This is a genomic window from Pandoraea pneumonica (assembly GCF_902459645.1).
In the GTDB taxonomy this organism is placed as follows: domain Bacteria; phylum Pseudomonadota; class Gammaproteobacteria; order Burkholderiales; family Burkholderiaceae; genus Pandoraea; species Pandoraea pneumonica.
In genome coordinates, this window is sequence record NZ_CABPSK010000002.1 from 1,267,584 (window position 1) to 1,279,992 (window position 12,409).

Annotated in this window: 11 protein-coding genes and 1 other RNA gene; 10 read left to right on the top strand and 2 right to left on the bottom strand. The window is 61.6% G+C overall.

All coding sequences use genetic code 11. The features are described from left to right. Positions 1–98 precede the first annotated feature (98 nt). The 7 genes from PPN31114_RS14860 (at position 99) to PPN31114_RS14890 (ending at position 7,794) form a co-directional block, all read left to right on the top strand. Positions 99–2,021, top strand: a complete 1,923-nt coding sequence (locus PPN31114_RS14860) for an ABCB family ABC transporter ATP-binding protein/permease (protein WP_150680218.1) — start codon at positions 99–101, stop codon at positions 2,019–2,021. 15 nt (positions 2,022–2,036) lie between these two features. After that, complete coding sequence (locus PPN31114_RS14865) at positions 2,037–2,993, top strand: LysR family transcriptional regulator (RefSeq protein WP_150680219.1); 957 nt, start codon at positions 2,037–2,039, stop codon at positions 2,991–2,993. A 185-nt stretch (positions 2,994–3,178) separates the two neighbouring features. Next, positions 3,179–4,468 carry a Glu/Leu/Phe/Val family dehydrogenase gene (locus PPN31114_RS14870; RefSeq protein ID WP_150680220.1) on the top strand — a complete coding sequence of 430 codons (1,290 nt, stop codon included), beginning with the start codon at positions 3,179–3,181 and terminating at the stop codon, positions 4,466–4,468. 165 nt (positions 4,469–4,633) lie between these two features. Continuing rightward, positions 4,634–5,542: a glutamate/aspartate ABC transporter substrate-binding protein gene (locus PPN31114_RS14875; RefSeq protein ID WP_150680221.1), complete on the top strand. Its 909-nt coding sequence runs from the start codon at positions 4,634–4,636 to the stop codon at positions 5,540–5,542. Between the two features lie 109 nt (positions 5,543–5,651). Continuing rightward, positions 5,652–6,392: an amino acid ABC transporter permease gene (locus PPN31114_RS14880; protein WP_150680222.1), complete on the top strand. Its 741-nt coding sequence runs from the start codon at positions 5,652–5,654 to the stop codon at positions 6,390–6,392. Continuing rightward, complete coding sequence (gene gltK, locus PPN31114_RS14885) at positions 6,392–7,072, top strand: glutamate/aspartate ABC transporter permease GltK (RefSeq protein WP_150680223.1); 681 nt, start codon at positions 6,392–6,394, stop codon at positions 7,070–7,072. The genes PPN31114_RS14880 and gltK overlap by 1 nt, the downstream gene beginning before the upstream one ends. Next, positions 7,069–7,794, top strand: coding sequence for an amino acid ABC transporter ATP-binding protein (locus PPN31114_RS14890; RefSeq protein WP_150680224.1), 726 nt, complete (start codon positions 7,069–7,071; stop codon positions 7,792–7,794). Before gltK ends, PPN31114_RS14890 begins: the two co-directional genes overlap by 4 nt. 113 nt (positions 7,795–7,907) lie before the next feature. Here PPN31114_RS14890 and PPN31114_RS14895 read toward each other — a convergent pair whose 3' ends face one another. After that, positions 7,908–8,738, bottom strand: coding sequence for a class II glutamine amidotransferase (locus PPN31114_RS14895; RefSeq protein WP_150680225.1), 831 nt, complete (start codon positions 8,736–8,738; stop codon positions 7,908–7,910). Positions 8,739–8,911: 173 nt separating this feature from the next. Between PPN31114_RS14895 and pyrC the strand changes: the two genes are divergently transcribed. From pyrC to rnpB, 3 genes are all read left to right on the top strand, one after another. Next, complete coding sequence (gene pyrC / locus PPN31114_RS14900) at positions 8,912–9,949, top strand: dihydroorotase (protein ID WP_150680226.1); 1,038 nt, start codon at positions 8,912–8,914, stop codon at positions 9,947–9,949. A gap of 15 nt (positions 9,950–9,964) precedes the next feature. Next, positions 9,965–10,846 (top strand): DUF3025 domain-containing protein, encoded by an 882-nt coding sequence (locus PPN31114_RS14905; RefSeq protein ID WP_370865874.1) that lies wholly within the window; start codon positions 9,965–9,967, stop codon positions 10,844–10,846. A 52-nt stretch (positions 10,847–10,898) separates the two neighbouring features. Beyond that, positions 10,899–11,307, top strand: an RNA gene (gene rnpB, locus PPN31114_RS14910) — RNase P RNA component class A. Positions 11,308–11,422: 115 nt separating this feature from the next. On the opposite strand, the gene PPN31114_RS14915 is transcribed toward rnpB, so the two are convergent. Beyond that, positions 11,423–11,845: an OsmC family protein gene (locus PPN31114_RS14915; protein WP_150680444.1), complete on the bottom strand. Its 423-nt coding sequence runs from the start codon at positions 11,843–11,845 to the stop codon at positions 11,423–11,425. Positions 11,846–12,409: the final 564 nt, after the last annotated feature.

The window sequence follows — 12,409 nt, forward strand, 5'->3', positions numbered from 1 at the left end:
TGAGACGCCGGGTTCTGCGAAAATACGCCATTGACGATTCTAGCGGAAAGCCCCCCACCGGACCTGTCGCCCGGGCAGGACCCCGCCCCCCAAGCATCATGAGACGTTTCACTCCGGCCGAGCCTGCGCCGGCGGCGGCTAATGCCCCGAATGCGAAGAACACGCCGAAACCGCCGCGCAACGACTGGCAAGTGCTCAAGTCGTTGCTGCCGTATCTGCTCGAATTCCGTGGGCGGGTGACGCTCGCGCTGTCGTGCCTGATTCTCGCCAAGGTCGCCAACCTCGGCGTGCCGATCCTGATGAAGCACATCGTCGACGCGCTGGGCCCGGTGGCCGCGCTCTCGGCGACGGCGCGCGCGACGGCCGACCCGAGCCTGATCGTTGTGGGCGGACTGGGTATGCTGGTGATCGCTTACGGGGTGGTGCGTCTGTCGACGTCGCTATTCACCGAATTGCGGGAAATGCTGTTCTCGAAGGTGACGGAGAGCGCCGTGCGGCAAATCGCGCTGCGCGTGTTCCGCCATCTGCATGCACTGTCGCTGCGCTTTCATCTGGAGCGTCAGACGGGTGGGATGAGCCGCGACATCGAGCGTGGCACGCGCGGCATCCAGTCGATGATTTCGTACTCGCTATACAGCATCCTGCCGACGCTCATCGAAGTCACGCTCGTGCTCGGCTTTTTCGTCGTGCGCTACGACGCGTTCTACGCGCTGGTCACGCTCGGCGCACTCGTGTTCTACATCGCCTTCACGGTGAAGGTGACCGAGTGGCGCACGCACTTCCGCCGCACGATGAACGAACTCGATTCGAAGGCCAACGCACGCGCCATCGACTCGCTCATCAACTACGAGACGGTGAAGTACTTCGGCAACGAGGCTTTCGAGACGGAGCGCTACGACGAGAACCTGAAGCGCTATCGCGCCGCCGCCATCCGCTCGCAAAACTCGCTCTCGGTGCTGAATTTCGGGCAGCAGGTGATTATCGCTACGGGCCTGATTCTGATTCTGTGGCACGCCACGCAAGGCGTGATGAGCGGGAAGATGACGTTGGGCGATCTGGTGCTCGTCAACACGTTCATGTTGCAGCTCTATATCCCACTGAATTTCCTCGGTGTGATCTATCGCGAACTCAAGCAGGCGATGACGGACATGGACCGCATGTTCACGCTGCTCGACGTCAATCGCGAAGTGGCCGATCCGCCCGGTGCGCCCGCGTTGGTTTGCAGCGGTGGCACCGTGCGCTTCGAGCACGTGAATTTCGGCTACGAGGCGACGCGCCAGATTCTGCACGACGTCGATTTCACCATTGCGGCGGGCACGACGACGGCGGTTGTGGGCCACAGCGGTTCGGGCAAATCGACGCTCTCGCGCCTGCTATTCCGCTTCTACGACGTAGGGTTCCCGGGCGCGTCGGCCGGGCGCATCACCATCGACGGGCAGGATATCCGCGATGTGACGCAAGACTCGCTGCGCGCGGCGATCGGCATCGTGCCGCAGGACACGGTGCTGTTCAACGACACGATCTACTACAACATCGCCTACGGGAATCCGTCGGCATCGCGCGAGCAGGTCATTGCGGCGGCGCGCGCGGCGCATATTCACGACTTCATCGAAAGCCTGCCCGCGGGCTATGAATCGATGGTGGGCGAGCGCGGACTCAAGCTCTCGGGCGGCGAAAAGCAACGGGTAGCGATCGCACGCACGATTCTGAAAAATCCGCACATTCTGATTTTCGACGAAGCGACCTCGGCGCTGGATTCGCGCTCGGAGCAGGCGATTCAGACGGAACTGCGCAATATCGCTCGGGAGCGCACCACGCTCGTGATCGCGCACCGCCTCTCGACGGTGGTGCATGCGGCGCAGATCATCGTGCTCGACAAAGGGCGCATCGTCGAGCGCGGCACGCACGACGAATTGCTGCACGCGGAAGGGCTTTACGCCCAGATGTGGGCGCTGCAACAACAGCGCCGCGGCGGCGAGGGGGATGCCGAAGCGTCGCACTTCGCGACGGTCGTTTCCTGAGCTCGGGGGCTCCGCATGGAAATCAAATGGCTCGAAGACTTCGTGTCGCTCGCCAAGACGCACAGTTTCAGCCGCTCGGCCGAGTTGCGTCATGTGACGCAACCGGCCTTCTCGCGCCGCATTCAGGCGCTCGAAGCGTGGCTCGGTAGTGAACTGATCGACCGTTCGAGCTATCCGACGCGGCTCACGCCCGCCGGAGAGGTCTTCTACGAGCAAGCGCTGGCGCTGCTCTCGCAGGCGCAAGAGGCCCGGGCGCTGCTGCGCGAACAACGTTCTGCCGACCATTCGGTGCTCGACTTTGCGGTGCCGCACACGCTGTCGATGACGTTCTTTCCGCGCTGGCTCAAGACGCTGGAAAAGCGTCTGGGCTTGCTGCGCAGCCGTCTGCGCGCGCTCAACGTGCACGATGCGGCCATGTCGCTCACCGACGGCGGCTGCGATCTGCTCATGTGCTACTACCATCCCAGCCAGCCGTTGCAGCTCGACGTGGCGCGCTATGAGATGGTCGTCTTGGGCACTGAACGTTTCAGTCCCTACAGCGCGCCGACACCGCAAAAGCGGGCGCGCTTCAAACTGCCGGGCACGGCCGAAGCGCCGGTGCCTTATCTGGCCTACACCTCGAACGCCTACCTCGGGCGGATGGCCGACCTGCTGGTGGGCGACACGACGAGCCCGCCCCATCTCGACAAGGTCTACGAGACCGACATGGCCGAGGCGCTCAAGGCGATGGTGCTGGCCGGTCACGGCGTGGCGTTCCTGCCGGAGAGTGCAGTGGTCGACTCCGTCGCCCGGGAGGAGCTGATCGACCTCGCCCCGCCGGGTAAAACCGCCGCGCCGTGGCATCTGGACATGGAAATTCGGCTCTACCGCGACCGTCTGGCCTATGCCGACGCCAGCAACCGGCGCGAGAAGACCAAACGCGAAGCCGTCGAGGCGTTCTGGCAGGCGGTGCGCGATCAGGTCAAGGGATGAAAGCGGGGGAAAGCCGGGCAGGGGGAGGCAATAAAGAAAGCTTGGAACTAACTATGCACGAAATGCATAGTTACATGTTTATTCGGCATTGGATTGTTCTTTGCGGGTCTAGGTAAAGTGCGTGCCATTCGTGTCGCAAGCACGGTGTGTGCGTGCGGCGCCGATTGAAGCCGGAGAATCCAAAGATGTCGCAACCGTCACAGCATGCCTTGCCTTCCTACCTTCAGGCCGACGATCTCGGCCCCTGGGGTAACTATCTTCAACAGGTCGATCGCGTCACGCCCTATCTGGGCGGCCTCTCGCGTTGGGTCGAAACCCTCAAGCGCCCGAAGCGCATTCTGATCGTCGACTGCCCGATCGAACTCGACAACGGCACCATCGCCCACTTCGAGGGCTATCGTGTCCAGCACAACACCTCGCGCGGCCCCGGCAAGGGCGGTGTGCGCTTCCACCAAGACGTTACGCTCTCCGAAGTCATGGCCCTGTCGGCCTGGATGTCGGTCAAGAACGCCGCTGTGAACGTGCCGTACGGCGGTGCCAAGGGCGGTATTCGCGTCGACCCGCGCAAGCTCTCGCGCGGCGAACTCGAGCGCCTGACGCGCCGTTACACCAGCGAAATCAACATCATCATCGGGCCGACGAAGGACATTCCGGCACCGGACGTCAACACCAATGAGCAGATCATGGCGTGGATGATGGACACGTACTCGATGAACGAGGGCTCCACGGCCACGGGCGTCGTGACCGGCAAGCCGATCTCGCTGGGTGGCTCGCTGGGCCGTCGCGAAGCGACCGGCCGCGGCGTGTTCGTGGTGAGCTGCGAAGCGGCCCGCCGTCTGGGCATGGACGTGCGCGGAGCGCGCGTGATCGTGCAGGGCTTCGGTAACGTGGGCGGCATTGCTGCACGCCTGTTCGCAGAAGCCGGCGCACATGTCATCGGCGTGCAAGATCACACCGGTACGATCTACAAGTCGGACGGCCTCGATGTGCCGAACCTGCTCAAGCACGTGGCCGAAACTGGCGGCGTGGGCGGCTTCCCGGCGGCTGAAGCCATCAAGGACGACGAATTCTGGTCGCTCGACTGCGAATTCCTGATCCCGGCCGCACTGGAAAACCAGATTACCGAGAAGAACGCCGACAAGATTCGTGCGAAGGTGGTGGTCGAAGGCGCCAACGGCCCGACGACGACCGCTGCGGACGACATTCTGCGTGCCAAGAACATCCTCGTGGTGCCCGACGTGGTGGCCAACGCCGGCGGCGTGACCGTCTCGTACTTCGAATGGGTGCAGGACTTCTCGAGCTTCTTCTGGACCGAGGAAGAGATCAATCACCGCCTGGAGCGCATCATGCGCGAAGCGTTCGACGGCGTGTGGCATGTGTCGCAGGAGCACGGCGTGTCGCTGCGTACGGCGGCATTCATCGTGGCATGTAGCCGTATCCTGCAAGCCCGTGAGATGCGCGGCCTGTACCCCTGATCTGGCGGTGGTTTCGCTCTAAGTAGTAATACGCACTATTGCGTAAAAAACGAATGTTCGGGGCGAAATACGTCAAAAAAGACGTACGTTCCGAACATTCGAGAATAAAAAAACAGGCAATTGCAGTGCTAAAATGCATTCGTTTTGTGCCAAGGAGACCAAGGAATGACCCTCTCGAAAATTGCATTGGCGGTGTGTTGTGTGGGCCTGATGGCAGGTGCTGCACAAGCGCAGGAAAGCGGTACGCTCAAGAAGATCAAGGACACCGGCGTTATTTCGCTGGGTAACCGGGAGTCGTCGATCCCGTTCTCGTTCTATGACAACAACCACAATGTCGTTGGCTACGCGAACGATGTCGCGATGGCTATCGTCGCTGAAGTCAAGAAAGAACTGAAGCTTACGAAGCTGGACGTGAAGCAAACCCCGATCACGTCGCAGAACCGTATTCCGCTGGTGCAAAACGGCACGATCGATATCGAGTGCGGTTCGACCACCAACAACGCTGATCGCCAAAAGCAAGCAGCGTTCTCGAACACCTTCTTCATCATCGGCACGCGTCTGCTGACCAAGAACAGCTCGGGCGTGAAGGATTTCGACGATCTGAAGGGCAAGAACGTCGTGACCACCGCTGGCACGACCTCTGAGCGTCTGCTGCGTCAGATGGATCAGGACAAGAAGATGGGCATGAACATCATCAGCGCGAAGGACCACGGCGAAGCAGCGATCACGCTGCATCAAGGCCGTGCCGTCGCCTTCATGATGGACGACGCCCTGCTCGCCGGTGAGCGCGCCAAGTTCAAGGACGCCAAGGACTACAGCATCGTCGGCAAGCCGCAATCGTACGAAGCCTACGGCTGCATGATGCGCAAGGACGACCCGCAATTCAAGAAGGTGGTGGACACGGCCGTGGCCAACTACCAGAAGTCGGGCCAGGCGTTCACGGACTACAAGAAGTGGTTCCAGTCGCCGATCCCCGCGTTGAACGGCACGAACATGGACTTCCCGCCGTCGGCTGAAATGGCCGCCCTGTGGAAGGCGCCGAACGACAGCGCTGATGTGACGCCGGCCAAGTAAGCCTCATGGGCTTGCAGCAACGCTGAGCATGATCAGTAAGTAATGCCGAAGCGGAAGGAGTCAATCCTTCCGCTTCTTTTTAAGCAAGACAAGTAGAAAAGGGGAGATCATGGCTCTCGGTCTCGATTTCAGTTTTTTCTTCCAGCCGGTAGCCACCGGTGAGAACACCACCTATTTCGGGTGGCTGCTCTCGGGCTTCAAGCTCACGCTTGAAGTCGGCATTGGCGGCTGGATCATTGCGTTGGTCGTCGGCTCCGTGCTCGGCGTGATGCGCACCGTTCCCAATAAGTGGATCTCGGGCTTCGCGGCGGGGTACGTCGAGTTGTTCCGTAACATCCCATTGCTGGTGCAGTTGTTCTTCTGGTACTACGTGGCGCCCGACTTCTTGCCTGAATCGGTCCGTCAATGGCTGTTCTCGCTCAATCCGGCCAGCGTCTCGCTGCTCACCGGTGTGGTTGGCCTGGGTCTGTTTACGGCTGCCCGGGTGTGTGAGCAAGTGCGCTCCGGTATCAATTCGCTGCCTAAAGGTCAGAAGAACGCCGGTCTGGCCATGGGGCTCACGCTGCCGCAGACGTACCGCTTCGTGCTGCTGCCGGTGGCTTTCCGCGTGGTGATCCCGCCGATTACCTCTGAATTCGTCAACATCTTCAAGAACTCGGCCGTGATCTCGACAGTGAACCTGCTCGAGCTGACCGGTCAGGGCAAGCAGCTGATCGACTACACGGCGCATAGCTACGAGTCGTTCATCGCCGTGACGGTTGCCTACATGATCATCAACATCGTCGTGCTCACGTTCATGCGTTGGCTCGAATCGAAGACCCGCCTGCCGGGCTACATCGGGGGCAAATAATGGGTGAGATCTTCGCTTGGGGCGGCGTGGTTGACGCGTGGCCGCTGTTGGTCAAGGGCATGGTCACCACGTTGCAGATCACGGCGCTCGCCGTGATCGTGGGCATCGTGTGGGGCACGTTGCTCGCGATGATGCGCCTGTCCGGCGTGGCACCGTTGAAGTGGTTCGCGGATCTGTACGTGAACGTGTTCCGCTCGATTCCGCTGCTGATGGTGCTGCTGTGGTTCTTCCTGATCGTGCCGCAGGTGCTGCGCTCGTTGCTCGACGTGCCGCCCACGTGGGACATCCGGATGGTCTCGGCGCTCGTGGCCTTCTCGCTGTTTGAAGCAGCGTATTATTCGGAAATCATTCGCGCCGGTATTCAGAGCGTGTCGCGCGGCCAGATGTCGGCAGCGTTTGCGCTCGGTATGTCGTACTGGCAGGCAATGGGTCTCGTGGTGCTGCCGCAGGCCTTCCGCAACATGGTGCCGTTGCTGCTCACGCAGGGCATCATCTTGTTCCAGGATACGTCGCTCGTGTATGCGATCGCCCTGTCCGACTTCTTCGGGATGTCGTATCAGGTGGGTCAGCGCGACGGCACTTTGCCTGCAATGATTGTGTTTGCCGGAGCGGTCTACTTTGTGATCTGCTTCACGGTTTCGATGTTGGTTAAACGTCTTCAAAAGAGGTTGGCGAAATGATTTCCCTCAAAAACGTCTCCAAGTGGTACGGCCAGTTCCAGGTGCTCACGGACTGTTCCACTGAAGTCAAGAAGGGTGAAGTCGTGGTGGTGTGCGGCCCGTCGGGTTCGGGCAAGTCCACGCTCATCAAGACCGTCAACGGTCTGGAGCCGATCCAGCAAGGCGAGATCATCGTCGACGGCACCTCGGTCGCAGACCCGAAGACGAACCTGGCCAAGCTCCGCTCGCGCGTGGGCATGGTGTTCCAGCACTTCGAACTGTTCCCGCATCTGTCGATTACCGAAAACCTGACGCTCGCGCAGGTCAAGGTGCTCGGCCGCCGCAAGGACGAAGCCACCGACAAGGGTTTGAAGTTGCTTGAACGTGTGGGCCTGAAGGCTCATGCGCACAAGTTCCCGGGCCAACTGTCGGGCGGTCAGCAGCAGCGTGTCGCAATTGCCCGTGCCCTGTGCATGGACCCGATCGCCATGCTGTTCGACGAGCCGACCTCGGCACTCGACCCGGAAATGATTAACGAAGTGCTCGACGTGATGGTCGAACTGGCGCATGAAGGCATGACCATGATGGTGGTCACGCACGAAATGGGCTTCGCCAAGAAGGTCGCCAACCGCGTGATCTTCATGGATCAGGGCCTGATCGTCGAAGACGACAAGAAGGAAGAGTTCTTCGAAAACCCGAAGTCGGATCGCGCCAAGGACTTCCTGGCCAAGATCCTGCACTGATCGGACGCGGCACGTTTCAGGACGTGCCGCGGCGTTGGTCGAGGAAAGAAAAAAGCGTGCCTTCGGGCACGCTTTTTTTATGGGCGGTTCGGCCACCTGAGTGGCCGACGGCCTTACTGGCAGGCCGTGTTCTGCTCGTTGCGCAGGCGCACGGCTTCCGGAATCGGCACGACGGCGCGCTTCGTCGGTGCGCCGTTTTCGAAGAGGATCAATTCGCCCGGCTCGAAGGTCGTCCAGACTTCGTTGTCGGTCAGCGGCACGGTGGCGATGACCGCCACGCGATCGGCCGGCGTCGTGAACTTGGCGAAATCGATTTCCCAGTCGGCGTCGATCAAGTGCGCCTTCGCGAACGGCCACTGGCGCGCGATGAAATGCAGGCGCGTGGAGCAATGGGCAATCAGCGCTTGGCCGTTCGAGAGCACGAAGTTGAAGACGCCGTGGCGCGTGATCGTGCGGGTGATGTCTTCGACCGCGTGGAACAGCTCGTCGAGCGGCGGCTGCGAGCCGGGGAAGCGCTTGCGCAGGCCTTGCATGATGTCGCAGAACGCCCGTTCGCTGTCGGTCGTGCCGACCGGCTGGTAGACGCCGGAGAGGAACGGGTCGTAGTCGTGCAGGTCGCCGTTGTGCGCGAAGATCCAGTGACGTCCCCACAGTTCTCGCTGGAATGGGTGGCAGTTCTCGAGCTCAACGATGCCTTGCGTCGCTTTGCGGATGTGCGCGATGACGTTTTTCGACTTGATCGGGTATTTTTTGACCAGTTCGGCAATCGGCGAATTGGCCGCGGCCTGATGATCGATGAAGAGACGGCAGGCTTTGTCTTCGAAGAAGGCGATACCCCACCCGTCGGCATGATGGTCCGTGCCGCCCCCGCGCGCCGCAAAACCGGTAAATGAGAACGTGATGTCGGTCGGTTCCGCGCAATTCATTCCAAGCAGTTGGCACATGGGACGGGTAAATCTCGGATTGGCAGCTCGCGTCGTGTCAGTGCGCTGCTGCCGTTACAATATGGGGTTGCACAAGCATAGCACCGGCCCCTGTGCACGTACATTCCCGCCCTAAAAGTTCGTCGCGCCGACGCCTCACTCGCCGGCACGGCCCAGCAGCCCCGGAAACGATCATGACCACCGAACTGACTATCACCCGTCCCGATGACTGGCACCTGCACGTGCGCGATGGCGCCGTGCTCAAGAGCGTGCTGCCCGACAGCGCCCGCCAGTTCGGCCGCGCGATCATCATGCCGAACCTCAAGCCGCCGGTCACCACGACCGAACACGCGGCGGCTTATCGCGAGCGCATTCTCGCGGCCCGCCCGGCCGGCAATACGTTCGAGCCGCTCATGACGTTGTATCTGACCGACAACACGCCGGGCGACGAGATTCGCCGCGCCAAGGCGTCGGGCTTCGTGCACGGCGTGAAGCTGTATCCGGCAGGCGCCACGACGAACTCGGACGCGGGCGTGACCGATCTGGCCAAGTGCCGTGGTGCACTCGAAGCCATGCAGGAAGTCGGCATGCCGCTGCTCGTGCACGGTGAGGTGACGAGTTCCGACATCGATATTTTCGATCGCGAGAAGGTGTTCATCGATAAGGTCATGATCCCGCTGCGCCGCGATTTCCCGGGGCTCAAGGTGGTGTTCGAGCACATCACCACGAAGGACGCCGCCGAATACGTCGCGCAGGCAGAAGGCCCGATCGGCGCCACGATCACCGCCCATCACCTGCTGTACAACCGCAACGCCATCTTCACCGGCGGTATCCGCCCGCATTACTACTGCCTGCCGGTGCTCAAGCGCGAGATTCACCGCGAAGCGCTGGTGAAGGCCGCCACGTCGGGCAGCACTCGCTTCTTCCTCGGCACCGATAGCGCCCCGCATGCCCGTGGCGCCAAGGAAATGGCGTGCGGCTGCGCCGGTTGCTACACGGCCCTGCACGCGGTGGAGTTGTACGCCGAAGCGTTCGACAACGCAGGCGCGCTCGACAAGCTCGAAGGCTTCGCCAGCTTCCACGGCCCGGATTTCTACGAACTGCCGCGCAACGCCGACAAGATCACGCTGGTGCGCGAAGACTGGGAACTGCCCGCCGAACTGCCGATGGGCGACGCGACCGTCGTGCCGTTGCGCGGCGGCGAAGTGATCGGCTGGAAGCTCAAGGACTGAGGCAGGGCGTTGTCCGTGTCGCGCACGTTGCCCGTGTTGCCGGTGTTATCCGCTTCGGCCGAGTCGGCCGGACCGTACGGGGCGGACTCGCTGACAGAAATCGACTGGCCGCAGCCATGGTTCGCTGCGGTCAGGGCGCACGGGCAGGGTGCGCTCGCCAGCGGCGACTGGCGTGCAGCGCTGTCCTCGCGCGCGAGGGCGGCCGCCCAGGTCAGCGGGCACGGCGAGCCGCTGTGCTTCGTCGAACAAGCGGATTTGCCCGAAGGGACGGCTTACGAAGCGTTCATCGCCGCGACCGGCGGGGTGCCGACCCGGCCCAATCTGCACGACTTCTTCAATGGACTGATCTGGCTGGCCTATCCGCGCAGCAAGGCGGCGCTCAACGCCCGGCAGGCCGCGGCCATCGCGGCTGATGGCGTGCAAGCCACCCGTGGGGCGACCCGCGATGCGGCAACCTTGTTCGACGAAAACGCGGTCATTTTTGCCTGTAGCGACCCGGCCTTGGGCGCCGCGCTGCGTGGCTTCGACTGGCAAACCTTGTTCGTCACACGCCGCGCCGACTGGGGGCACGCGTGTGAGGTGCAGCCGTTCGGGCATGCCTTGCTGGAAAAGCTGGTCACGCCCTACAAGGCGATCACGGCGCACGCATGGATTGTCGATGTGCCGGGCGACTACTTCGATCTGACCCTCGCTGAACGCCTCGAATGGCTCGACGCCCAGTTGGCGCCGGGACTGGCGGGCATCCCGTTCACGCCGCGCGACTTCGCGCCGCTGCCTGTGCTCGGCATCCCGGGCTGGTCGCCAGCGAACGGCGATCCGGACTATTACCGCGACACTTCGGTGTTTCGCCCGGGGCGACGGGCCGATTTGCCAAGCGGGACGCCGTCAGGGCGGTAATCCGGGGCGATCGGGCGTGGGCCGGGCGTGCGCGTGATACACTTCGGCCCGCAGAGTCGGCCAGACAATCGCCGCCTTCATTTGAAGGGGGAGGAAAGTCCGGACTCCATAGGGCAGGGTGATGGCTAACGGCCATCCGTCGTGAGACGCGGAACAGGGCAACAGAGAACAGACCGCCGATGGCCCCTGGCGAAAGCCAGGCGGATCAGGTAAGGGTGAAACGGTGCGGTAAGAGCGCACCGCGGCGTGCGGCAACGCACACGGCACGGTAACCTCCACCCGGAGCAATTCCAAATAGGCAGGTGAGCGGCATGCGCCTCGTGCGTGTGTCGGCAACGGGGCCCCCGGGAGCCTGCGGGTAGGAAGCTTGAGCGGCGTAGTGATGCGTCGCCTAGAGGAATGGTTGTCAGGCGCGGCGCGAGTCGCGTTCACAGAATCCGGCTTATCGGCCGTCTCTGCATCGATACAAAAGCGAAAGGCTCCCGTGAGGGAGCCTTTTGTCTTTCTGCGCTTGCGCTACGTTGGCAGCCTCGCGGCGAGGCAGAGCTTGCGCTCGCCGTCAGTCTGCCGCGAGCTTTAGCCTTCGACGATTTCCACGCTGTGCGTGAGCTCCGCCGTCTTGGCGAGCATGATCGACGCCGAGCAGTACTTGTCGTGCGAGAGCGTCACGGCGCGCTCGACGGTGGCCGGGTTCAGGTTGCGGCCCGTCACGGTGAAGTGGAAGTGAATCTTCGTGAAGACCTTGGGATCTTCGCTGGCGCGCTCGGCCTTGAGCGTCACGCTGCAATCCTTGACCTCGGCACGGCTCTTCTTGAGGATCAGCACCACGTCGTACGCCGTGCACCCGCCGGTGCCGACCAGCAGCATCTCCATCGGACGCGGCGCCTGATTGTGGCCACCTCCCTCCGGCGCTCCGTCCATCGCGACAATGTGACCGCTTCCCGTCTGCGCGATGAAGGCCATGCCATCCTGGCCCATCCAGCTAACCTTGCATTCCATATCTTGATACCCCGAATTCTCGTTCAAGCAAAAATTGTAGCGGCTTCCGCAATAGTGCGTACGATGCCGTCCGACATGCGCCGCAGGCCCCAGAAATAGCCTCGGTTGTTGCGTCGCAATATTGGCGCTTTTTTGATCGCATTTTCAGGGGGAAAAACCCTAAATTTAGGCGGAAGCCTCTAGGGGAGGGCGCAGATTGCGGAGTGATTGTGTTGCAACTTATTGAATTTGAATGGATATTCGTCGATTCATGATTTTTGCGTTGATTTCACATTGTGGTGTTGTATTTCGCACTATAAATTTTCTTGCAACGCACCATCGTCTTTGCTAGACTTCAGTCATTGGTTGTTGTGCTTCACAGCAATTCTGCAAGTGTCTCCTCCACCCTCCTCCTTTGGTGGATTTAACCCGGACCCAATGAGGTTCGGGTTTTTTTTTGTGCGCCCGAAAAGTCCGGTTTACCTAAGTGCGTTTACCGGACGGGTGTTTTTTCTGTATAATCAACGGCTTTTCCGGAAATGCCCACGGAAAAAGCATCAGGGAGAGCCTGCAAGCACAGGACTG